The sequence below is a fragment of the Streptomyces sp. NPDC056479 genome, assembly GCF_042795335.1.
Taxonomy (GTDB): Bacteria; Actinomycetota; Actinomycetes; order Streptomycetales; family Streptomycetaceae; genus Streptomyces.
The window spans coordinates 124,802-146,634 of sequence record NZ_JBHTRZ010000005.1 but is presented as its reverse complement, the minus strand read 5'-3'; the positions used below and the strand labels follow the sequence as shown (position 1 = coordinate 146,634).

Genomic DNA, 21,833 nt, shown 5'->3' with positions numbered 1-21,833 from the left:
CTCGGGCCATCTTGCCAATCGGTCCGCAGCGTGTCACGCGAGGGAGTCTAAGGGTTGAGGTTGCGCTCGCGACGCCGGATGAGAGGGAGGTCGCACGACGAAGTGACCCAGAACGTATGACCGCCTGCGGCGTCGTCCTTCCCACGTCCGCCCCGTGTCCATTCAGGCTTCGCGAGACCTTCGCGGGACTTTTGCGGACCCGGTACGTCCGGTATGGAAAGCCTGTGCGACGGGCGACGCGGGATGCCCACGGCGGACCGCACCCCAGCCCGGGGCGGTACCCGAGGCCCGTCGGCCCCGAGCATGCGCCTACGCCGGCCGCCCTTCCACCCGCAGATCGGGAAGCAGCGGCACGAGCCGGTCCCACCGCGCGATCTCGCACCCGTTGCTGCGGTCGTAGCGCGCGTCGACGGGGCGCCCGGCCCAGGTCCCGGTGATCTGGGCGGTGGCGGATCCGCCGTACTGCATGGTGCAGAGGCTGTCCTGCGGTACGGGAGCGAAGGTGTCCTTGCCCCAGCGGGTGCCGCGATCGAGTACGGCACAGGCGTCGGCGGCGTCAGGGTGGTCGCCGCCGGTCGGATGGCAGATCAGCTCGTGGATCGCGTCGGCACCTGAGCCCGCGTCGCGGACGGTGACGGTGAGGTGGTCGCCGGCGCGGTCCGGGGCCTGGAGGGACGGGACGGCGAGCGCGGGTGCGGCCTGGGGGGACGCGGAGGCGGGCGCGGCGGAGGTGAGGCCGACGGCGACGAGGGAGCCGGTGGCGCCGAGGAGCACCCGGCGAAGGCGCCCGGTCCGGGCGGAACGGTTGACCTGCAACATGACCTGACTAACGCCGCACACCCTCGGACGTTGCGCCCTCGAAGCACGCCGGGAAGGGCTTTGCCCTGCGACCTGTCCGCCTAGTACCGTGGGAGTCGATTGGTGACAGCACGCTCGACTGTGTCATCATCTGCACGCACCACTCGCGCTCGCGCGAGCGGCTGTGCTGGAGGCGTCGCCTAGTCCGGTCTATGGCGCCGCACTGCTAATGCGGTTTGGGCCTTAAAGCCCATCGAGGGTTCAAATCCCTCCGCCTCCGCGCCTGATCACGAAGCCCCGGTCCCTGGACCGGGGCTTCGCTGTTCTGTGACCGAGCTCACCGCTCTGCCATGTCGGCCGCCGAGGGCTGTTTCCGGGCGTTTCCGCAGCTCACAAGGGGTGCGGCAAACGGATTTCACATGGCGGCGGCAGTCATGTAATGTTCTTCCTGTCGCCGCGAGCGGGCCGGAAGGGCCGGGAGCGGCGGGAAAACAGAACAAGCACTCGTAGCTTAACGGATAGAGCATCTGACTACGGATCAGAAGGTTGCAGGTTCGAATCCTGCCGAGTGCACACAGGTCAAAGGCCCGTTGGGATCATCCCAACGGGCCTTTGGCATGAGCGGTGACATCAACGCGGCTGGCGGAGGCCCCATCAACCGCCGACTGAAGCTGAGCACAGGCATCGGGAGGGTGAGGTCACAGGCTGTGGGCGATGGGGTGCAGCGGTTCGTACAGCGGGAGTTCGGCGCCGCTGGGGAGTCGGATCGCAGTCAGTTTGCCCCAGCGCTGTTCGCTGACCGGGCGGGAGATCTCGACGCCCTTCGCGCGGAACTCGGCGAGCTGGGAATCAAGGTCGTCGCACATCAGGTAGAACTCGTGCTGGGGCGGGCCATCGGTCGGGTGCACGGCGACTTCGGCCGGGGGCAGCTTGAAGATGAGCCAGCCGCCGCCCGCGTCGACCCCGGGAAAGTCGAGGACGTCACGGATGAAGGCACGGTCCGCCTCGGCGTCCTGGCTGTAGAGGATGACATGTGCACCGCTGATCATGGCTGGCTCCTGTCCATCGACGTGCCGGCAGTCGTGTCCCCGGCATCCTGGCACGCCAAGGCCAAGTGGATCTTCGACCGGGTTCGATGACGCGGCGACCGGGTTGAATGCCAACAGACACCCAGGGCGGCGTGAGGCGCGCCCGGTTGTGGGGAGGCCGGGCGCGCCAGTGGCTTGTCGGGGCGGGGGGTGCGTTTCAGTTCACCCGTGTGGTGTGGGGGTCAGCGGCGGTAGCCGCCGTGGTGGCGGTCGTTGCCCCAGGACTTGTCGTCGATGAAGCGTCCGCGGTCGTTGCGGAGGGTGGCGGTGTCGGAGCGGTTGTCCCAGACGTAGTGGCGGCTGTCCTGGTACAGGTCGCTGTCGGTGTCGCGGCCGAAGCCGGTGTGGACGCGGACCGTGGCGCGGCCTTCCAGGCGGTAGTGGTCGAAGGTGTAGGTGTTTCCGTCCTCGTCCTCGAGGGTCCAGCCGTCGAGGTTGACGGTGTGGCGGGTGGTGTTGGTGATTTCCACCCATTCCCGGTTCAGGGAGCGGTTGGAGCGGTCCTCACGTCCCGGGGAGTCGTACTGGACGTCCGAGATCTTCACCTTCGGCCGCTCGGGGCGGGAGTGGTCGGCGGCGGACGCCGGCAGTGTGGCCACCGAGACCAGGGCGCCGGCGGCGAGCGCGGCGGCGGCGAGACGGCGGGCGCTGACAGATGCGGAAGCGGACAAGGGGTCTCCCATGGTGCGGACACCTTCCCCGAGAGGCCGGAGCGGGCTCCCGGGGAGTCGGTGCGGTGTGTGGTGGCGGCCGGCTGGCCGCACGCACACTTTGTCCACGTCGTGGAGGACTTCAGGAGAAGACGTCACCTCTGTTACTTGTTGCCCATATTTCTATGACTCTCGGATGCAATGCCCACTTATGCGGTGCAGGGCTCTGTCTTGACGCGCTGACAGGTCGAGAGGCCTTGCGGGCGTTGGGCTGTGACGTCTCACCACCGCGGTGCGCCACCTCGCGGGGATCGGGTCATCACCCGAAAGTGAGTAACAGCGGATTGCCGATTGGTTCGGTCAGTCCACGCCGATGCTGTTCAGGATCGCCGATGCGACGTGGTCGGCGGCGTTGCGGTGGCCCCTGGCGTTGGGGTGCACGAAGGCCAGTTGGTAAGGGAGGCTGGTGTAGAGGCCGTCGACCCACTTGCCGGCGTCGCAGACGCTGTGGTTCCGGGTGGAGTCGTAGAGGTTGACGAAGCCGGCGGCGTCGAGGGTGCCGGCCGATTTCTCGATGGCGTTGTTGAGGGGTTCCACGACGTCCTGGCGCAGCCAGTCCAGGTCGCCCTGGGTGATCGGCCCGAATTGTTCCAGGTCGTTGTAGCGGCACTTGGTGGTGTCCTCGGGGATGACCGTGGGGTAGCCGACGGCCAGGATCTTGGCGTGCGGGGCCCGTTCGTGGAGCACGGCGAGCATCTCGTCGTAGTCCTTGCTCACCTTGGTCAGCTTGGCGGGGATGTCGTCGGCCAGGTCGTCCCGGCACGGGGTGCCCACGCCGCCGCTTCCCGAGCCCAACTCCAGGCAGGTGCGCAGGATGTCGGCGATCCCGAGGGTGTTGGCGGCCGCCCCGACGGTGACCACATCGGTGCCGGGGCCCACCGCCTCGGACTGGGGCGGTACCGGGGGGAACGGGTAGTCGGGGTCCTCGGAGAAGGGGGGCAGGTGGCGGCCGAGCGGTTCCTGGGCCCTGAAGGTGACGTCCTCGATCGTGGCGCCGCCGCAGCTGACGTTGGTCAGCTCGATGAGCCCGCCGAGGTCGCGGTCGATGACCTGGGGGTAGGACTGGTCGGTGCGCTCGCAGCCGTCGCGGGGGACTTCGAAGGTGTCGCCCGCGGCCTGGATGACGCCGGCGGTGTAGGAGTCACCCAGGGCGACCCAGTCGTAGGACGCCGCGGCGGCGGGTTGCGCTCCGGCCAGTTGAACGGGAGCGAGAGCGCCTGAGGTGAGAGCCGTGGCCGAGGTGAGCAGGGCCAGACGGGTGCGGAAGCTTGCCACGAATCCTCCAGGGATACGGTGTTGGCGTCGCTTTGACCCTATGAAGCTCGTCACTTAAAGCACTAGATCCAATGCGGACAGTCACATTCGGTGCGGCTGAGGGGTGTGCCGGGATCGCAACAGGCGAGTTCTGGATGGGTGAGTTCGATGTGACGATCACACGCAACCGCCATCCGGCCGACTCGATGCGGGATATGAGCGGTCAAGACAGGTTTCTGGTCGACCCGCGCAAGGCACGCCGGCGAGACAGGCCTTGCGAGCTGTCCTGTTCGCGATCGTCTACTTGCGGTCCTCGTGTTTTTCCAGCCGGAAAGTCGGTCGATGATCCATCGTCCGGTCCGGGACCAGTTGGGAGAGGGCCTCCGAGAGGCGTTCGCAGGCTTCTCTCAGGGCCCGGACCGTCTGGTTGCGTTCGGCGACGGTGGCCGAGAGAAGGAGGGAGGTCAGGGCCACGGTGCCGTTGAAGGCCTGGAGGATGACCATCTTGGCGAGCAGGTCCTGGCCGGAGAACGGGCCCGCGTCGGCCGCGCCGGCGGTGATCGCCACGACGGAGGCGATCAGCGCGCAGGGCGCGGCGCCGGGGAGCTGGAAGCGGAAGGCCGCCCAGATGAGGAAGGGGACGACCAGGAAGAGGAGGTTGAGGGAGCTGCGGGTGACAAAGAGGGAGGCCGCTGTCGTGCCGGCCACCAGGGCCGCCGCCTCGACCCAGCGCAGGACGTTCACGCCGTCCGGCCGTCGTATCGTGCGTGCCGCCAGCAGGAGGGGCGCGATGATGAGGATCCCCACCGCGTCGCCCGTCCACCAAACCGACCAGGTCGGCCAGAAGTCGTCGGCCGCCAGGGCGTTGGAGGCCACCAGCACACCGGTGCCGATCGTCGCGCTGATCAGCATCCCGACCAGCGCCCCCAGGAACACCAGGGCCAGGGCGTCCTGGAGCCGGTCCAGGGCCGGGCGGAAATTCACCCGCCGCAGGAGGAGGCAGGCGCAGACCGGGGCGATCGTGTTGCTCGCCGCGATGGCGATCACGGGGAGGAGCGACGGTCCCAGCGTCACGTTCACCAGGAAGGCCCCGGCGGCGATGGCCGGCCACATCCGCATGCCCCACAGCAGCAGGGCGACGAGCGCGATGCCGGTGGGCGGCCAGAACGGCGTGACCTGCCCTCGTACCAGTTGCTGCTCCAGGCCGAGCTTGGCGCTGCCGTAGTAGGCGGCCGTCACCGCGGCCAGCTGCAGTCCCACGACGGCGTACCGCCGCAGCCGGAGCTGTGGGCCGCCGGTCTCGCGCGGTGCCTGGGGGGCGACCAGTACGTGCATGGCGTTCACCCTCCGTCGCCGTCGTCCTCGCCGTAGCGCAGCACGAGGACCGCGGCGTCGTCGCTGTGGCCGGTGAGGTCCGCCACCTTGATCACCTCGGCGGCCAGTTCGTCGGGGTCGGTGCGGCAGGCGTCGGCGACCAGTTCAGCCACCTTCTTCAGCCCGTCGTCGATCGGATAGGAGGGGCCCTCCACCACGCCGTCGGTGAGCAGCACGAACGCGCCCGTGTCGGTCAGCCGTCGGCGCGACGACGGGTAGTCCTCGCCGGCGTGGATGCCCAGCGGCAGTCCGCCTTCGTTCAGGACGATCTCGCAGCGGCCGCCGGTCGTGGCCCAGACGGCCGGGACGTGCCCGGCGCGGGCGTCGCAGAGCTCCTTGGTGGCCGGGTCGAAGCGCAGGAAGGAGCAGGTCACGAAGAGCTCGGACGCCATCGCGACGAGCAGGTCGTTGGTGCGCCGCAGCACCTCCGCCGGGTCCGTGGTGGAGGTCGCGACGGCGCGCAGACAGGTGCGCACCTGCCCCATGTGGGCCGCGGCCTCGACATCGTGGCCCTGGACGTCCCCGATCGCGAAGCCCATCGAGCCGTCCGGCAGCTGGAAGCCGTCGTACCAGTCGCCGCCGATGTCCAGCCCGACGCGTGCGGGCGTGTACCGTCCCGCCGCCCGCAGCCAGGGCACGGCGGGCAGCTCGGCCGCGAGCATCTGGCGCTGTAGCGCGGCGGCGAGCTCCACGCGCGCCTGCTGGAGCTTGATCTGGTCCAGTATCCGGCCGGTGAGATCCCCGAGCTCTTTCAGCAGCTCTCTGGTGGCACCGGCCGAATCGGTGCGGCGACGGGCCATGGCATCACACCCCGGGTTCGCGCGGAGCGCCATATGCGGCATGTGTCACAGAAGTGGCGCTCTTACGGTACCGCGATGGCGGGAGAGTCTTCCTGTCCCGGGATCACCCCAGGTCGCGACCCGGTTCAGTCGTGGTCGCCGAACGCCAGCGCGTCCAGGTCCCCGTCGAAGTCCTCCCCCAGCCCCGGCAGGCTCAGGAACACTCGCTCCAGCGGGTCGGGCACCGGATCGTCGTGGGTGTCCCGTACCGCGCCGGGCTTTGTCTGCAGCGCCTGTTCCGTCCAGATGCACTTGCCGGTCGGTGTGTACCGGGTCCCCCAGCGCTGCGACAGCGCGGTGATCAGCTGGAGCCCCCGGCCCCCCTCGTCCGTCTCCGTGGCCCGGCGTATGCGCGGCATTGTCAGGCTGCCGTCGAAGACCTCGCAGATGAGGTCGGCGCCGTACAGCAGCCGTAGGCGCAGCGGGCCCTTGGCGTGCCGGATGACGTTGCCGACGAGTTCGCTGGCCAGGAGCTCGGTGGTGGAGGTGAGGGACTCCAGGCCCCAGGCCGCCAGCTGCTCGCGGATCAGTGCGCGGGCCTGGCCCGCCGCCCTGGGGTCCTTGGGCAGGGGCCACGCGGCCATGCGGGAGTCGGGCAGCGCGTGCAGACGGGCCAGGAGGACGGCCGCGTCGTCGGCCGCCTGCTGGTCGGCGGGGAGCAGGGCGGAGGTGACCCTCTCGCAGAGGTGGTCCAGGTCCGTCGCCGTGCCGTCCGCGTGCGCGGTGCGCAGTACGTCGGACAGCGCCGCCATGCCCTCGTCCATCTCGCGCTTGGCGGACTCCACGAGGCCGTCGGTGTACAGCACCAGCACACTGCCCTCGGGGACCGGGATCTCCGTCGTCTCGAAGGGGGGCTCGGCAGCGCCCAGGGGCGGGTCGGCCGTCAGGGCCGGGAAGACGACCGTGCCGTCGGGGTGGAGCAGGGCCGGCGGTGGATGGCCCGCCCGTGCGATGGAGCAGACGCGGGTCGTGGAGTCGTAGAGCGCGTACAGACACGTCACGTACGACTCCTCGCCCATGGCGCCGACGATGTCGTTGAGGTGGTTCATGATCTCGTCGGGCGGCAGTTCGAGGTCGGCCAGCGTGTGGACGGCCGTGCGCAGCCGGCCCATGGTGGCCGCCTCCGGCAGGCCATGGCCCATGACGTCGCCGACGACCAGGGCCACCTGGCCGCCCGACAGCGGGATGATGTCGTACCAGTCGCCCCCGACGTCCATGCCCTGGCCGGCCGGAAGATAGCGGGCGGCGGCCGTGCAGGCGGGGACGACGGGCAGGTCCCGGGGGAGCAGGCTGCGCTGGAGCTCGCGGGAGCGGGTGTGCTCGGCGTCGAAGAGACGGGCCCGTTCCAGGGCCTGGGCGACCAGGGCGCTGGTCGCGGTCAGCAGGGTGCGCTCCTCGTCGGTGAGGCGGCGCGGGTGGTCGAAGGTGACCGCGCAGATGCCGAAGGTGTGGTCCGAGGCCGTCAGCGGAAGCAGCGCCCAGGCCTGTTTGTCGGCGCGGGCGGGCAGGTCGGCCAGGTCGGGGTAGCGGGCGGCGAACTCGCGCGGGGTGGACAGGAACAGAGGCGCGCCGGCCAGGATCGCGTCCCACATCGGGCTGGGCTGCGTACGCTCACGGCCGTCGAGCACGGCGAGGATGTCGTCCGGGTAGCCGACGGAGCCGACGGTGTGCAGCCGGTCGCCCTCCACGGTCTGCACCACCAGACCGGTCGCCTCGAACGGCGGCAGCACCCCGCTGGCGACCGCGTCCACCACATCCGTCGAGGTCGTCGCCTTGGCGAGGGCGGCCGTCAACTCGCCTATCCGGGCGGCCCGTTCGACGGCGGCCCGCTCGGCGGACCGGCGCTCCTCCTCCAGCCGCCGCCTCTCGGTGACGTCGGTGAAGTAGATCGTGCGGCCGTCGGGGCCCGGAACCAGCCGGAGGTGGCACAGCCGACCGTTCGGCAGCCGTACGTCGAAACTGACCGACTTCTCCGCGGCGGCCGCCTGCCGGCAGCGGATCTCCAGGCCCGGCACCTGCTCGGCGGCGGGCAGGTCCCACAGCAGACAGCCGAAGAGCTCCTCCTCGGAGAAGCCCAGGGTGCGTTCGGCCTCCAGGTTGGCGAAGGTGATCCGCCAGTCGTCGTCCATCGCGAGGAAGCCGTCGCTCATATGGCGCAGGGCACGGCTGAGCGCGTCACGAGCGGAGCGGGGCTCGGTGCTGTCCCAGCCCACGCCTATCATCCGCAGGGGCTCGCCGTTGTCGTCGTACGTCGCTCTGGCGCGGGCCTGGGTCCAGCCCCATGTGCCGTTGAGTTTGCGCACCCGGTACTCGGCCTCGAAGACGCCGTGCTCCCGAATCGCCCGGTCCACCAGCACCAGGGTCGGCGGGAGGTCGTCGGGGTGGACGCATCTCATCCAGTTCTCGACCTGGCCGACGTAGTCCTCCGGCCGGGTGCCGTACAGCTCCAGGGCCGCCTCGTCCCAGAGCAGTTCGCCGGTCCGGATGTTCCAGTCCCAGGAGCCGACACTGACCTCCTTCAGGGCCTGGCGCTGGCGCACGCCGTTCGGCCCCGGCCGGGTGGGACCGCTGGTCGGCGGTGCCTGCGCCATGCGGTCCTCGGTCCAGGCGATGACGGCGCGCAGGAACTCCCAGTGCTCGGGGCTCGGTTCGCCCTGGTCGCCCATCAGGACGCTGAGGGCGCCGGTGCCGCGGTTGCCGGTGTACAGCGGCAGTGCGGCGAGGCCGGTGCCGGGCCAGGCGGCGTCCGGGATGTCGGCCGCACCGGCCGGACTGAGCGGGACCCAGACGCCGTTGCCCTCGCGCAGCGCGCGGGCCGGGGCCAGCGGCAGCTCCTGGTCGACGATCTCCCAGGAGCGGGTGAGGGCGGGCGGGAGCCCGGTCGTCGACACCAGGCGCAGCGCGGACATCGGGCCGCGGAGATGGATCATGCCGCCCAGCGCACCCAGCTCGCCCACCGCGTGCTGGAGAGCCAGCCGGAAGACCTCGCTACCCGCGACACCGGGGGCCACCGTGCCGAGCAGTGCCAGCCGAGCGTTCATGCTGCGGACCTTACCGTTCCGGGCTCAACCGATTCGCTGGATCCCAAGATCCTTACCTGCCTTGCGCGGACGCTCGACCGGGCGTCAACAGGCGGAATGTGTCGTCGAGTTGAGGGCGGGGCCGACGGCTATACGGCGGACGGGACCATCGCGGAGTACGCGGGGTGCCGGGGGCCGGTGCCGGCGCGGCCGGCGGACAGGGCGGCGCGGGACCGGGCCGGGGCGGGCGCGCCCGCCTTCCCCTGCCGCCGCTCGGCGAACACGAACAGCCGCAGGACCAGGAACCGCCCGATGCCGGCCAGCCCGGAGGCGGTGAGGTAGACGCCCTGTTCCCAGACCATCCCGGGCGCCGGCTGCACGGCGTACAGGACGAGCATCGCGGCGCTGGTCGCCAGATAGGCGGCGACGGCCGACCCCGAGGACTGCAGGTGGCGGCGCCAGCCGGGTCGTCGGCCGGTGCCGAAGGTGAACAGGGCGTGCAACTCGGTGCACAGAAGCGTGCCGACGACGGTGACCAGGGCGTTCGCGACCGCCCAGGGCATTGCCGCGGCCATCATCGGTACGGCCGCGCTGGAGAGCAGTCCGACCCCGCCGCCGCACACCACGAACCGGGCGAACGAGGAGAGGGGGCCGGGGCGCGCCTGGCTCGGCCCGGCGGGGTCCACCTGCGCGGGTCCCGGCTCAGGGGTGCTCGGCTGCGACAGGCGCTGCGACTCCATGGCGGTTTCCTTCCGGGCGAGCGGCATCCTCTGCGGGATTCAGCTCATCCCGGCACGGCTTCAGCGCGGCCTCAGGCCGGCTTCAGCCGGTGTCGATCGGGTTTCAGCCGCGATCGCGTGGGCTTCGGCCGGGAGCGGCCGAGGCCAACGATGCCGTTGTCCGAAGGCGGAAACGATGGAGCGGTCTACCGGATCGATGGTGGGGCAGGCTCCACCATGCGAGCCGCCCGCTCGGCCGCCGGCACCCACCACCGAGCCGCCTGCTCGACCGCTGGGCACCCACCACCGAGCCCGTTCCGCGGCTTACTTGAGCCACCCACCACCGAGCCCGTTCCGCCGCTTACTTGAGCCACCCACCCCCTACTTGAAGGCCCCCGCATTCCGGCCCGCCCACTCCGCGAACGTACGGGCCGGTCGCCCGAGGACCCGTTCCACGTCCGGGCTCACCGCTCGCAGCGCGGCCGGCGGGGTGCCCAGCAGGTCGAGCGTGCTCTCGACGACCGGCTCGGGCATGGCGTGCAGCATGTGCTCCCGGGCCTGCGCGCGGGTCAGTTCGAGGAAGTTCACCGTCTCTCCAAGGGCGTCCCCGATCGCGGCCGTCTGCTGCCGGGGCGAGACGGGCGCGGGGCCGGTGAGCTCGTAGACCTCGCCGTCGTGTCCCGGCTCGCGCAGGGCGTGCGCCGCGACCTCCGCGATGTCGGCGGGGTCGACGGTCGGCAGCGCCACGTCGCCGAAGGGGGCGGCCACCTCGCGGCGCGCGCGGACCATGTCGGCCCAGTGGAGGGCGTTGGAGTGGAAGCCGCCGGGACGCAGCATCGTCCACTCCGGTCCGGATGCCCTGACGGCGTCCTCCAGCGCCGAGGGGTGGTCGCCCGTGCCGACGCCTTGGGACGACAGCAGGACCACACGCCGGACGCCCGATTCCCCCGCGACGTCCAGGACGGGACCGAGGTCGCCGCCGGCCGCCATGAAGTCGCCGGAGGTCAGCAGGAACAGGGCCTTGGCCCCGGCGAGCGTGGGCTTCAGACGGTCGGGGTCGATCAGGTCGGCCTGGTGGTGGCGGGTCCCCGCCGGAACGTCCCCTGCGGAGACGCGGCGGGAGACCGCCGTCACCTGCTCGCCGGCCTCGACGAGGGCCCGCACAAGTGGCCGTCCGACATTGCCCGTTGCTCCGGTCACCACGATCATGATCGGTCTCCGTTCCGAGTTCGGATCTCGCAGTTCGGATCTCGTACGGCGACGCTACTGTTCTGGGGGTAGTAGGTACCTAGAGGAAAGTATTGGCGAGCAGGGGGAGTTGTGACTGAGGACACAGGCAGCAAGGCCCCGCGCGGCGGCGATCCGGAGAACGCCTGCCCGATCGCACCCGTCGTCGACATCGTCTTCAGCCGCTGGACCACGCCCATCCTGTGGGCGCTCCACGAGCACGGCCGGCAGCGCTTCGTCGAACTGGAGCGCCGTATCGCCACGATCACGCCGAAGGTGATGACCCAGCGGCTGCGGCAGTTGGAGCGCGACGGGCTGGTGGTGCGCACCTATCACGCCGAGGTCCCGCCGCGGGTGGAGTACGAGATCAGTGAACTGGGGCGCAGCCTGGCGCCGTTGTTCGCCGCGCTGTCGGAGTGGTCCGTCCATCTGGGCGAGGTGGAGTGCGCGCGGGTGGCGTACGACGGACGCGAGGGCGACCGCGGCCGCTGAGCCCGGCGCGTCAGTCGGTGCGGCAGTGCTCCTCCAGATAGTCCGCCGCCAGCGCGCTGGCGCGGGTGAACCAGTCGGTCAGGACGGCGATCTCCTCGGCGGAGTAGTCCCCGAAGAGGTCCATCAGCCGGGCGTAGTACGGCTCGTAGATCTCACGGATGCGGGCTTCCGCGTCCGGCTGCGCGGCCACGCGCACCCGGCGGCGGTCCGCGGGGTCGGGGCGGCGGGTGACGTAACCCGCGCGCTCCAGGCGGTTGAGGATGCCGGTCACCGCGCCCGTGGTGACGTGGGCGCGCGCCGCCAGGTCGCCGGCCGTGAGCAGGTTCTCGCCGGCCTCGAGGACGTAGGCGAAGCAGGTGAGGTCCGTGACGTTGAGGCCGACCTGCGCGGCGATCTCCTGCTGCCCGACCATCGACGTCGCGATGAGGTGGTCCATCGCGGACAGTGCCTGGGCCGGGGAGGCGGAGGGGCGCGGCTTGGCTTGCATCTTCCTGATTACCTTAGCTTGTGAGAGATTTAGTGCCTAAACTTCTTACGAAGTGAGTGATTCTGGGAGGTGGGCACGTGAGCCAGTATGACGAGGGGCACACGGTCGCGGGGTGGACCGGAACGGCGATCGCGACGATCGGCACCGCCGTGCTGGGGGCGGGGACATGCATGGTCTCGGCCGTGCTGATCGGAGGCGGGCTAGGGATCCTGGCGGCGAGCGTCCTTGTCACCTGGGCCCTGCACCTGACCGGTTGGGGCAAGCCTCCGGGCGTGCGGCCGCGTGGGCAGTGGCCGATGGGGGCGCGCGACCTGACGGCGCGGGACGGGCATCCGGACTGCTGGGGGTGCCGGCTCGCGGGGCGTGGCAGGCGTACGGCCGTGGTGGCGTCCGACGTGGTCGCCGTGACCGGCGAGCGCGAGCCCGCTGTCGCCGAGCCCGCTGTCGCCGAGGCAGGTCGCTGAAGCGGCGTTGTCAGTGGCAGCCCCTAGGCTCGACGAGCGATGGCACAGGCATGGAGATGCAAGGGGCTGCGCTGGTCGGCCGATGGCCCCGAGCTGGCGTGGGACGGCGGTCGGCGCTCCGCGCTGACCTGGGGGAAGCGGGTGGCCTTCGGGGTTGCGGAAGGGGGAGTGCGGACATGCGTGGGAGCGCGGGGGCATGCGTGTCCGGTGCGGGCGGTCGTGCCGGGGCGGAGCACGGGGGCGCGGTGCGAGGAGTGCGCGCGGCTGGACCGGGCGCACTCGGTGGCCGCCGACACGATCGCGGACGACCCGCGGCCGTACCACGTATATCTGGCCTGGTTCGGCCCCGGCATGACCAAGGTCGGCATCACCGCCCTTGAGCGCGGCTCGGCGCGGCTGCTGGAGCAGGGCGCGGTCTGTTTCACCTGGCTGGGCGCCGGACCGCTGATGGCGGCGCGGCGCACGGAGGAGCTGCTGCGGGCGGCCCTGCGGGTGCCGGACCGGATTCCGTACGCCGCCAAGCGCGCCGTGCGTTCCGCGCTGCCGGTGTCGGCGGTGGAGCGGGCGGCGGAGGTGGCGGACCTGCACGCACGGGCGGTGGCACTGGAGGGCTGGCCCGAGTCCCTTGCTCGCGAGCCCTGCCAACCGGTCGATCACGCGGGGGTGTTCGGGCTCGAGGGTCTGCCGGACGCTGTGGGGGCGGTGACCGAGCTCGTGGCGGGCGGGGCGGTGAGCGGGCGATTGATCGCGGCGGCGGGGCCGGATCTGCATGTGGAGACGGGGGGTGGGGTGGTCGTGGTCGATACGCGGCTGATGACGGGGTGGGAGCTGGTGCCTGCCGCTAGGGGCATTGAGAACGCACTGCCGGTAAGGGAGTTCAGGGGCGAGGAAGTAGGCGTGCAGGACGGGCTGTTCTGATCGCAGCTCCCCGTCCGGCGGCTGGGGCTGCGCTGGTCGGACGTGGACCTTCACGAAAGGCGATCCGCGTTGAACCACGCCCGCCCTGCGGGGCGGTTGCCGTTATGCACTGCCGTCAGGGCGATACCCAGAGGCCCTGTCGATCACTCCACAGGGTCTCTGACAGATCACGGGCGGGCCTCCGCGGTGGCACGATGGCCGACGTGTCGTCAGAATTTGTAATTGGTGATCACGGCGTTGCCGAAGACGTCATAGATCGACGCATACCCTTGGTCGGAGTCCTTCCAGTCGGCGAAGGCCTTGACGATGGCGGTGGCAGTCGCCTGGGGGTCCTTCACCTGGGTCTTCCCGCCGTTGATGTCAGTGGAGATGTAGGCGTTTCCCGTCTTTTCGTTCCACTCGCCGATGATGCGCTGGACCCGTCCGGCCGCTTCCTTCTGCTGAGCGGTTCCATGTTCGTCGACCCAGGACCGAAATTCCCTGGCATTCTTCTTCGACTGCCCCTCATCCGGGTCGGTGGGCAGCGTTTCCGCGACTCCGATCTTGTCGGGTTTCGCAGCGCTTTCGGTGCTGCAGGCCGCAGTTCCGGCTATCAGGACGGCACCGAGTGCGAGAATGGCAGCGGTGTGGGGGGTGCGCTTCACAGGGGTCTCCGTCGCAGGCTTGGGCTGGATACGAGATGTCAGAGTACCGGCACCCCGAGTCCGGAGTGCCGGTACTGGTCAGATGGCTGAATCAGAACTTGATGGCGTCAACCTTGTCATTCCAATTGCCGCCGTAGGTGTAATCGATGTCCTTGAAGTTCTTGTACAGGCTGTACCCCGCCCCCAGGAACAGATGAGGGTCGAGCATTCCCGTCCGGAAGTCGTACAGCTCGACTCCGCGCTGCGGACGGTTTACGAAGGCGGATGTGGCCTTGTCCCGGAAAGACGGCGAGTACTGGTCGAGGTGGCGAGTCTTGGCCGTGTCGTAGGTGGGCCACTGCAGTCGTCTGCCGGTGTAGTTCGAGTCCTGCCAGAGGCAGACGTAGTTACTGGGGCAGTCCTGGTACTTCCGGGCGGTCAAGGCCTGCTTGGCTCCGGCCCGGGTCTCCGCTGTCGGTGCATGGGCGGCGAGGTATCTGTTGGCCTCGGTGTTGCTGTCGAAGCACTGCATCGTGCCGTCCTCCGACACCTCCGCACAGACCTCAGCACCGTTCCAGCCGGACGCCGGGTCCACTTTCTCGCCCTTGTAGTACATGTCCACCTTGTCGGTGGGGTCCGCCTCCGCGTGGACTTCCGCCTCCTCCTCGGGTGTGAGGACACCCGAGGCGACATCGGGTATGGCACCCGGTTCGTCGGCGGCCAGAGACGGAGTGGCGGTGACGCCGGTCAGCGCCATCGATCCGACAGCCGCAATGGTCAGCATGGTGCGTATACGCACGAAAACCCCCTGTTTTATTCGTGCACAATAGGAAACATCTTGAGAATGGGCGCGTCTGAGAATCTGGTCATAAACCAGCGACCGGGCGTCAATCAGTGCTGCGCCGAACGGTGAACGCGCCAGCGGAAACTAAAGTCGCGTGCGAGATGTCAGCCCGTGATTCGTCTTCTCAGTCGAACCGTCAAGGCCACTCCGGCAGCTATCTCCGCTCAAGATGTATCCCCCCGTTTTTTCCTCTTCCGATTCCTTGCTGGGGCACTTGGTCGGAATGCCCCGGTCCGCTTTCAAGCCTCACAGAGGGGCTCCGAAGTGCGAATGATCGGAATCAGGAAGGAATCTAACACACTGATCGACACCGGCGCCTAATGTTTAGCCGTGAACAAGAAGTCACGCCGCACGCGCTATGGGTCTTGGCGCCCGTGGTCGGTTCATCCTGATTCGCGTCGGCCACTATCTGCGAGGCTCGTGCCGAAGTGGCTGCTTCCTAAAGCCGCAGCCGAATGCTGTGCGCTGCGCGGGGGCCAAATGGGCTGGAGCGGGGCGTAGCACCAGGGTGAAAGGGATCATGGAGGTCGCATTCCTGGCCCGCGTTGCCATCAGTACGGCTCTTCAACCAGACGGTCGACGCGTCCAACTCCCGCAAAAAGACGGACAGTTGAGGACCAGACGCGCGTGGAGCCGTTGTTCCGGCTGCCCTCCAGGCCACGGCGGCCTCGCGGTTCGGCTCGTGCCGGGGCGATGGGTGCGGTGGCAACTCAACTACCGGTTCAGCAGCTCCACCGGAACGGGGCGCTCTCGATCAAGGACTTCCCAGGTGCTCCCTGAGAGCCTCCTGTGCGTTTCTTAGGAAAATCACAGGTTGCGGAAAGCGTGTTCTAAGCGGACCCCGACATCGTGTCCGCTATGACCACGACCTCGCCCCAGGGGCGCACCGAACTGCTGAGGCCGGACGGGAGCCCCGTCCGAGTGCTTGTGGTGGACGACGAGTTGTCGATCACCGAACTGCTGTCCATGGCCCTTCGCTATGAAGGCTGGCAGATCCGCAGCGCGGGAGACGGCACCGGTGCCGTCCAGACCGCGCGCGAGTTCCGGCCCGACGCCGTCGTCCTGGACATGATGCTGCCGGACATGGACGGCCTGACCGTCCTCGGGCGGCTGCGCCGGGAGCTCCCGGACGTGCCGGTGCTGTTCCTGACGGCCAAGGACGCCGTCGAGGACCGTATCGCCGGGCTCACCGCGGGCGGGGACGACTACGTCACCAAGCCGTTCAGCCTGGAGGAGGTCGTGGCCCGGCTGCGCGGGCTCATCCGGCGTTCCGGCGCCGCCGACCGGCGGTCGGACTCCGTGCTCGTCGTCGGCGACCTGACGCTCGACGAGGACAGCCACGAGGTCTCGCGGGCCGGGGACAACATCCACCTCACCGCCACCGAGTTCGAGTTGCTGCGCTTCCTCATGCGCAACCCGCGGCGGGTGCTCAGCAAGGCCCAGATACTCGACCGCGTGTGGTCGTACGACTTCGGCGGCCAGGCCAATGTCGTCGAGCTGTACATCTCCTATCTGCGCCGGAAGATCGACGCCGGTCGCGAGCCGATGATCCACACCCGGCGTGGGGCCGGTTATCTGATCAAGCCCGCGGCGTCATGAGCGGGCGACGACGACCGCGAGCGCAGAGGAGACGTGGGGGTCCCCCCGCTCGAGCGAAGTCGAGAGTGGGGGAGGGTCAGCCGCGTACGCTGCGGACGCGGCTCGTCGTCGCATCCGTGGTGCTGATCGCCGTGGTGTGTGCGGTGATCGGTACGGTGACGACGCTCGCGCTGCGCACCCACCTGTACGAGCAGCTGGACGGTCAGCTCAGCGAGGTCGCGGCCCGGGCGTCCGGCGCTTTCCGGCCTCCGGACCAGCCCCAGGACGGCGCAGGGCACGACCAGGGCAAGAAGGAGCCCAAGGAGGTCATCCTCACCGACTTCGTCACCAAGGGACCGCAGCCTAGCGGCACCATCGGGGCGAAGGTCGAGAACGGCTCCGTCACCGAGGCCAAGGTCGGCGACAAGACCAGGGACGACAACGGCGTCCCCCAGATGACGGCCGGGGCGCTCACCGAGGCCGCGACCCAGGCGCTGGGCGCCGTCGCCCAGGACGGCAAGAAGCACACGGTCGACATCCCCGGCTACGGCGGCTACCGCGTCCAGTACGCCAGCGGCCCCAACGGCACCTACTACGTCGCCATCCCGACCACCGACGTCGACAACACCCTCAACACCCTCGTCCTCATCGAAGCCAGCGTCACCGCCGCCGCCCTGGTCGCCGCCGGTATCGCCGGCACGGTGATCGTCGGCGTGGCCACCCGCCCCCTCCGCCGAGTCGCCACCACCGCGACCCGTGTCTCCGAACTCCCCCTCCACACCGGCGAGGTCAACCTCAGCGAACGCGTCCCCGAGTCCGAGACCGACCCGCACACCGAGGTCGGCCAGGTCGGCGCCGCGCTCAATCGCATGCTCGACCATGTCCACGCCGCCCTGCACTCCCGCCAGCAGAGCGAGATGCGGGTACGGCAGTTCGTGGCCGACGCCAGCCATGAGCTGCGCACACCCCTCGCCTCCATCCGCGGGTACGCCGAGCTGACCAGACGCGGCAGAGAGGAAGTCGGGCCCGACACCCGGCACGCGCTGGGCCGTATCGAGTCCGAGGCCGGGCGGATGACCCTGCTCGTCGAGGACCTCCTGCTGCTCGCTCGGCTCGACGCCGGACGGCCCCTCCAGTTCGAGCAGACCGACCTCATCCCGCTCGTCGTCGACACCATCAGCGACGCGCGCGCGGCCGGCATGGACCACAACTGGCGCCTCGACCTGCCCGACGAGCCCGCGCTCGTCTCGGCGGACGCGGCACGTCTGCAACAGGTCCTCGTCAACCTGCTCGGCAACGCCCGCAACCACACCCCGCCCGGCACGACGGTCACTGCCCGTGTTCAGCGGCGGGGTCCCTGGCTGTGCGTGGACGTGGCGGACAACGGGCCGGGAATCCCGCCGGATCTGCTGCCGCACGTCTTCGAGAGGTTCGCGCGCGGCGACTCCGCGCGCTCCCGTGCCACCGGCTCGACCGGCCTCGGCCTGGCCATTGTGCAGGCCGTGGCCACCGCGCACGGTGGCGCCGTGACCGTCGACAGCGCGCCCGGACACACCATGTTCACGGTGCATCTGCCGGCCCTTCCCGCGCCGCCGAGCCCCGAGATGAGCTGGCAACAGCACTCACAGGCACAGCACAGCGTCACCACATGGGTGGAACAGGGCGCCTGACGAAAGTCGGTTCCATGCGAACCGACTCTTCTCCCGGCACCCTGCCGGCGCGGGAGCACCTCCCGGCCGGAGACGCCGGTACGCCTGTCCTGGACGTAGTGATCCCCGTCTACAACGAGGAGAAGGACCTCCAGCCGTGTGTGCTGAGACTGCACGATCACCTCAAGCGCACCTTCCCGTACGCGTTCCGCATCACGATCGCGGACAACGCCTCGACGGACACCACCCCCCGGGTGGCGTCACGGCTGGAGGCGGAGCTCCCGGAGGTCAGGTCCTTCCGGCTGGAGCAGAAGGGCCGCGGCCGGGCGCTGCGGACCGTCTGGTCCGCCTCGGACGCCCCGATCCTCGCCTACATGGACGTGGACCTGTCCACCGACCTCAACGCCCTGCTGCCGCTGGTGGCGCCGCTGATCTCGGGTCACTCGGATCTGGCGATCGGCTCCCGGCTCGCCCGTAGCTCGCGGGTCGTGCGCGGTCCCAAGCGGGAGTTCATCAGCCGCTCGTACAACCTCATCCTGCGCGGCTCGCTCCAGGCCCGCTTCACGGACGCGCAGTGCGGTTTCAAGGCGATACGCCGGGACGTCGCCCGGATCCTGCTGCCGATGGTGGAGGACACGGGCTGGTTCTTCGACACCGAGATGCTGGTGCTCGCCGAGCGGGCCGGACTCCGTATCCACGAGGTTCCCGTCGACTGGGTCGACGACCCCGACTCGACCGTGCACATCGTCAGGACGGCGACCGAGGACCTCAAGGGCGTGTGGCGGGTGGGCAAGGCCCTCGCCGGCGGGGCGCTGCCGCTGGACCGGCTCGCCCGCCCCTTCGGCGACGACCCCCGTGACCGCGACGTCCAGGACGTCCCCCGGGGCCTCGCCCGCCAGCTCGTCGGCTTCTGCGTCGTCGGCGGCCTGTCCACCCTGTTCTATCTGCTGCTGTACAGCGGCTTCCGCGTCTTCACCGGCTCGCAGATCGCCAACGCGCTCGCCCTGCTGGTCTCCGCGATCGCCAACACGGCGGCCAACCGGCGCCTCACCTTCCAGGTGCGCGGCCGGGCCGGCGCCATCCGGCACCAGGCGCAGGGTCTGGTCGTCTTCGGCATCGGACTCGCCCTGACCAGCGGTTCGCTGGCCGCCCTGAACGCGGCCAGCAGCGAACCGGCCCACTCCACGGAACTCGCGGTCCTCGTCGCCGCCAACCTCGCCGCGACGGTGCTGCGCTTCCTGCTCTTCCGAGCGTGGGTGTTCCCGGACCGGCGCGACGAAACCGACTCGACGGTCGTCGCCTCGCGCACGCCGGTCCCCAACTCGTCCTCGCCGGCCTACTCCATGGAACCGCCGGTCCACTACGGCCCGCTCCCGCAGCGTCCGACGGGCGCACCCCACCCCACGTACGTCAACGATCGATTCCGCGCCGGTGAAGCCGCGGACGGCAATTGGCGGGACGCCACCATGCAGTTGCAGCCGGTGCGCCCGCACGACACCGAGTCGAGGGAATACCGATGACCGTCCACTACGACCAGACGAGCTACGACAGAGGGACGAGCCCCGACACCTGGGGCCCACCTCCCACGCCCCCGCCCGCCGCCCCGGACGCCGGTGAACCCGAGCAGCCCTTCGTACGGCGGCTGTGGCGCGGGCGCCCCGAGGACCCGCGCTGGGCGCGCCCGGCCTTCCTCGGCCTGCTGCTCGTCACGCTCCTGCTCTACCTCTACAACCTGAGCGCCTCCGGCTACGCCAACTCCTTCTACTCGGCGGCCGTCCAGGCGGGCAGCGAGTCCTGGAAGGCCTTCTTCTTCGGCTCGCTGGACGCGGCCAACGCCATCACCGTCGACAAGCCCCCGGCCTCCCTGTGGCCGATGGCGCTGTCGGTGCGCCTCTTCGGCCTCAGCTGGTGGGCGATCCTCCTCCCCGAGGTCCTCATGGGCGTGGGCACGGTGGCCGTGGTCTACGCGGCCGTACGCCGCCGGTTCAGCCCCGCGGCCGGTCTGATCTCGGGCGCGGTACTCGCGCTCACCCCGGTCGCGGCGCTGATGTTCCGGTTCAACAACCCGGACGCCATGCTGGCGCTGCTGATGGCGGTGGCCTGCTACTTCGTCATCCGGGCCATGGAGGACGGCCGTACGAAGTGGCTGGTGTGGGCCGGAGTCGCCATCGGCTTCGCCTTCCTCGCCAAGACCCTCCAGGCCTTCCTGATCCTTCCCCCGCTCGCCCTCGTCCACGGCGTCTGCGCCCCGGTGTCGGTGAAGAAGCGGATCGGTCAGCTCGCCGCGGGCCTCGCCGCGATCGTCGTCTCGGGCGGCTGGTGGGTCGCGATCGTCGAACTGTGGCCCGCCTCCTCCCGGCCGTACATCGGCGGCTCGCAGAACAACTCGTTCCTTGAACTGACCTTCGGCTACAACGGTCTGGGCCGGCTCAACGGCGACGAGACCGGCAGCGTCGGGGGCGGCGGTGGCGGCGGAAACGGCGGCGGCAACTGGGGCGAGACCGGCTGGGACCGGCTGTTCGGCTCCAGCATCGGCGGCCAGATCTCCTGGCTGATCCCGGCCGCGCTGATCCTGCTGGTCGCGGGCCTGGTGGCCACGCGCAAGCTCAGGCGGGCGTCGGTGACGCGCGGTTCGTTCCTGGTCTGGGGCGGCGCGCTGGTCACGACCATGCTGGTGTTCAGCTATATGCAGGGCATCTTCCACGAGTACTACACGGTGGCCCTCGCCCCCTACATCGCCCCGCTGATCGGCATGGGCGCGGCGCTGCTCTGGGACAAGCGCGACAAGATGTGGGCGTCGCTGACCCTGGCGGGCGCGATGACGGCCACCGCGGTCTGGGGCTACGTCCTGCTCAACCGCTCCTCGGACTATCTCCCCTGGCTGAAGTGGCTGGTGCTGGTCGGCGGTCTGGCCGCGGCGCTGGGTCTGATCTTCGCCTCGAAGCTCGGACGTCAACTGGTCATGGGCGTCGTCGGGTTGGGTCTGGTGGCCACGCTGGCCGGCCCGACCGCGTACACCCTCACCACGGTGAACGAGGGACACTCCGGCTCGATCGTCACCGCGGGTCCCGCGGTCGCGGGCGGTCGCGGCGGCCCCGGCGGTGGCGGCGGCATGGGCGGCGGTCCCGGTGGGGGCGGCATGCCCGGCCAGAACCAGCAGGGCCAGAACCAGCAGGGCGGCCAGAACCAGCAGAACGGCAACGGCTTCCCCGGCGGCGGCATGCCGGGTCAGCAGAACGGCAACGGCAACACCCAGGGCCAGGGCCAGAACCAGCAGGGCAACCAGCAGGGCGGCGGCCAGATGGGCGACGGCGGCGGCATGGGCGGCGGTGGCGGCATGGGCGGTCTGCTCAACGGCGCCAGCGTCAGCGACGAGGCCAAGGAACTGCTGGAGAAGAACGTGAGTGACTACACCTGGGCGGCCGCGGCCATCGGTGCCCAGAACGCCGCGAGCTACCAGCTCTCCACCGGCGACCCGGTCATGGCGATCGGCGGCTTCAACGGCACGGACCCGTCCCCGACGCTGGCCGAGTTCAAGGAGTACGTGACGGACGGCAAGATTCACTACTTCATCGCCAGTGGCAGCGGCGGCGGCATGGGCGGCAGCAGCAGCGGCACGTCCTCGCAGATCACCGAGTGGGTCGAGGCCAACTTCAAGCAGGTGACGGTCGGTTCGGCGACGTTCTACGACCTGACGCAGCAGACCGGCAGCTGACGGTTCTCCAAGACGAAGGGCGTACGGCCGCCGA

At 69.9% G+C, this 21,833-nt stretch carries 19 protein-coding genes and 2 tRNA genes; 9 read left to right on the top strand and 12 right to left on the bottom strand.

Annotation, left to right across the window (positions count from 1 at the left end; translation table 11 throughout):
• Positions 1-309 precede the first annotated feature (309 nt).
• Positions 310-819 carry an SSI family serine proteinase inhibitor gene (locus tag ACFQ6S_RS20915; protein WP_383411662.1) on the bottom strand — a complete coding sequence of 170 codons (510 nt, stop codon included), beginning with the start codon at positions 817-819 and terminating at the stop codon, positions 310-312.
• A 168-nt stretch (positions 820-987) separates the two neighbouring features.
• On the opposite strand from ACFQ6S_RS20915, the gene ACFQ6S_RS20910 reads away from it, so the two are divergent.
• Positions 988-1,078: transfer RNA gene (locus ACFQ6S_RS20910), tRNA-Ser, on the top strand.
• 220 nt (positions 1,079-1,298) lie between these two features.
• A tRNA-Arg gene (locus tag ACFQ6S_RS20905) sits at positions 1,299-1,371 on the top strand.
• A 125-nt stretch (positions 1,372-1,496) separates the two neighbouring features.
• Here the strand turns inward: ACFQ6S_RS20905 and ACFQ6S_RS20900 are convergent.
• The 8 genes from ACFQ6S_RS20900 to ACFQ6S_RS20865 all read right to left on the bottom strand — a co-directional run bounded on the left by ACFQ6S_RS20900 (position 1,497) and on the right by ACFQ6S_RS20865 (position 11,011).
• Positions 1,497-1,847: a VOC family protein gene (locus ACFQ6S_RS20900; RefSeq protein WP_383411661.1), complete on the bottom strand. Its 351-nt coding sequence runs from the start codon at positions 1,845-1,847 to the stop codon at positions 1,497-1,499.
• A gap of 221 nt (positions 1,848-2,068) precedes the next feature.
• Positions 2,069-2,569, bottom strand: coding sequence for a lamin tail domain-containing protein (locus ACFQ6S_RS20895; RefSeq protein WP_383411659.1), 501 nt, complete (start codon positions 2,567-2,569; stop codon positions 2,069-2,071).
• Between the two features lie 327 nt (positions 2,570-2,896).
• Positions 2,897-3,871, bottom strand: coding sequence for an SGNH/GDSL hydrolase family protein (locus tag ACFQ6S_RS20890; RefSeq protein WP_383411656.1), 975 nt, complete (start codon positions 3,869-3,871; stop codon positions 2,897-2,899).
• Between the two features lie 279 nt (positions 3,872-4,150).
• A complete protein-coding gene (locus tag ACFQ6S_RS20885) occupies positions 4,151-5,185 on the bottom strand; it encodes an MASE1 domain-containing protein (RefSeq protein ID WP_383411653.1) in 1,035 nt (344 codons plus the stop codon).
• 5 nt (positions 5,186-5,190) lie between these two features.
• On the bottom strand, positions 5,191-6,024 hold the full coding sequence (locus ACFQ6S_RS20880; RefSeq protein ID WP_383411650.1) for a PP2C family protein-serine/threonine phosphatase: 834 nt from the start codon (positions 6,022-6,024) through the stop codon (positions 5,191-5,193).
• A 125-nt stretch (positions 6,025-6,149) separates the two neighbouring features.
• Complete coding sequence (locus ACFQ6S_RS20875; RefSeq protein ID WP_383411647.1) at positions 6,150-9,104, bottom strand: SpoIIE family protein phosphatase; 2,955 nt, start codon at positions 9,102-9,104, stop codon at positions 6,150-6,152.
• A gap of 128 nt (positions 9,105-9,232) precedes the next feature.
• Positions 9,233-9,823 carry a hypothetical protein gene (locus tag ACFQ6S_RS20870; protein WP_383411644.1) on the bottom strand — a complete coding sequence of 197 codons (591 nt, stop codon included), beginning with the start codon at positions 9,821-9,823 and terminating at the stop codon, positions 9,233-9,235.
• Between the two features lie 360 nt (positions 9,824-10,183).
• The gene (locus ACFQ6S_RS20865) at positions 10,184-11,011 is read right to left on the bottom strand and encodes an NAD(P)H-binding protein (protein ID WP_383411641.1); all 828 of its coding nucleotides are present in this window, start codon (positions 11,009-11,011) and stop codon (positions 10,184-10,186) included.
• 111 nt (positions 11,012-11,122) lie between these two features.
• On the opposite strand from ACFQ6S_RS20865, the gene ACFQ6S_RS20860 reads away from it, so the two are divergent.
• The gene (locus tag ACFQ6S_RS20860) at positions 11,123-11,521 is read left to right on the top strand and encodes a winged helix-turn-helix transcriptional regulator (protein ID WP_383411639.1); all 399 of its coding nucleotides are present in this window, start codon (positions 11,123-11,125) and stop codon (positions 11,519-11,521) included.
• 10 nt (positions 11,522-11,531) lie between these two features.
• Here ACFQ6S_RS20860 and ACFQ6S_RS20855 read toward each other — a convergent pair whose 3' ends face one another.
• Positions 11,532-12,008 carry a MarR family winged helix-turn-helix transcriptional regulator gene (locus ACFQ6S_RS20855; RefSeq protein ID WP_383411636.1) on the bottom strand — a complete coding sequence of 159 codons (477 nt, stop codon included), beginning with the start codon at positions 12,006-12,008 and terminating at the stop codon, positions 11,532-11,534.
• Between the two features lie 77 nt (positions 12,009-12,085).
• Between ACFQ6S_RS20855 and ACFQ6S_RS20850 the strand changes: the two genes are divergently transcribed.
• Both ACFQ6S_RS20850 and ACFQ6S_RS20845 read left to right on the top strand, forming a co-directional pair.
• Complete coding sequence (locus tag ACFQ6S_RS20850; protein WP_383411633.1) at positions 12,086-12,472, top strand: HGxxPAAW family protein; 387 nt, start codon at positions 12,086-12,088, stop codon at positions 12,470-12,472.
• 39 nt (positions 12,473-12,511) lie between these two features.
• Positions 12,512-13,390 (top strand): DUF2797 domain-containing protein, encoded by an 879-nt coding sequence (locus ACFQ6S_RS20845; protein WP_383411630.1) that lies wholly within the window; start codon positions 12,512-12,514, stop codon positions 13,388-13,390.
• A gap of 209 nt (positions 13,391-13,599) precedes the next feature.
• Here ACFQ6S_RS20845 and ACFQ6S_RS20840 read toward each other — a convergent pair whose 3' ends face one another.
• Positions 13,600-14,034 carry a hypothetical protein gene (locus tag ACFQ6S_RS20840; protein ID WP_383411627.1) on the bottom strand — a complete coding sequence of 145 codons (435 nt, stop codon included), beginning with the start codon at positions 14,032-14,034 and terminating at the stop codon, positions 13,600-13,602.
• Positions 14,035-14,125: 91 nt separating this feature from the next.
• Complete coding sequence (locus ACFQ6S_RS20835) at positions 14,126-14,812, bottom strand: peptidase inhibitor family I36 protein (protein ID WP_383411624.1); 687 nt, start codon at positions 14,810-14,812, stop codon at positions 14,126-14,128.
• Positions 14,813-15,715: 903 nt separating this feature from the next.
• Here ACFQ6S_RS20835 and ACFQ6S_RS20830 point away from each other — a divergent pair.
• The 4 genes from ACFQ6S_RS20830 to ACFQ6S_RS20815 are packed head-to-tail and all read left to right on the top strand — an operon-like array spanning position 15,716 to position 21,799.
• The gene (locus ACFQ6S_RS20830) at positions 15,716-16,456 is read left to right on the top strand and encodes a response regulator transcription factor (protein ID WP_041821748.1); all 741 of its coding nucleotides are present in this window, start codon (positions 15,716-15,718) and stop codon (positions 16,454-16,456) included.
• Positions 16,453-18,105 (top strand): ATP-binding protein, encoded by a 1,653-nt coding sequence (locus ACFQ6S_RS20825; protein WP_383411620.1) that lies wholly within the window; start codon positions 16,453-16,455, stop codon positions 18,103-18,105. The genes ACFQ6S_RS20830 and ACFQ6S_RS20825 overlap by 4 nt, the downstream gene beginning before the upstream one ends.
• 14 nt (positions 18,106-18,119) lie before the next feature.
• Positions 18,120-19,604: a glycosyltransferase gene (locus ACFQ6S_RS20820; RefSeq protein ID WP_383411617.1), complete on the top strand. Its 1,485-nt coding sequence runs from the start codon at positions 18,120-18,122 to the stop codon at positions 19,602-19,604.
• Complete coding sequence (locus ACFQ6S_RS20815; protein ID WP_383411614.1) at positions 19,601-21,799, top strand: ArnT family glycosyltransferase; 2,199 nt, start codon at positions 19,601-19,603, stop codon at positions 21,797-21,799. Before ACFQ6S_RS20820 ends, ACFQ6S_RS20815 begins: the two co-directional genes overlap by 4 nt.
• Positions 21,800-21,833: the final 34 nt, after the last annotated feature.